We start from the raw sequence: 296 nt of genomic DNA, 5'->3' as shown, positions 1-296 counted from the left end.
CCGGCGGCGTTCAGGATACCGGCCGCCAAGTTATACACCACGCTGAACAGCACGCCGCCAAAATAGAGCCGCATATAGAGCACCGCAACCTCCAGCACCTCTGCGGGGGTGTTCATGGCGGTGAGCAGGGCACGGCTGACGGCAATGCCGCACACGGTCAGGATCGCACCCTGAATGGCCGAAAGGGCCAGGGAGGTGTGCACCGCAGTGTGCGCGCCCTCCCTGTCCTTGGCTCCCAGAAACTGAGACACCACGACACCGGCACCCACGGCAATACCCTGGCTGAACCCGATGAG

At 63.9% G+C, this 296-nt stretch carries 1 protein-coding gene; it reads right to left on the bottom strand.

Going from position 1 to position 296, the window contains the following annotated elements; all coding sequences use genetic code 11:
- Positions 1 to 296 (bottom strand): MATE family efflux transporter (locus P0G09_RS19330; RefSeq protein WP_275253483.1); only part of this gene is annotated, 296 nt, incomplete at both ends.

This window comes from Faecalibacterium sp. DFI.5.82 (assembly GCF_029076575.1).
Taxonomy (GTDB): domain Bacteria; phylum Bacillota; class Clostridia; order Oscillospirales; family Ruminococcaceae; genus Faecalibacterium; species Faecalibacterium duncaniae.
The sequence above is the reverse complement of the archived record's forward strand: the minus strand, read 5'-3'. Positions and strand labels throughout refer to the sequence as shown.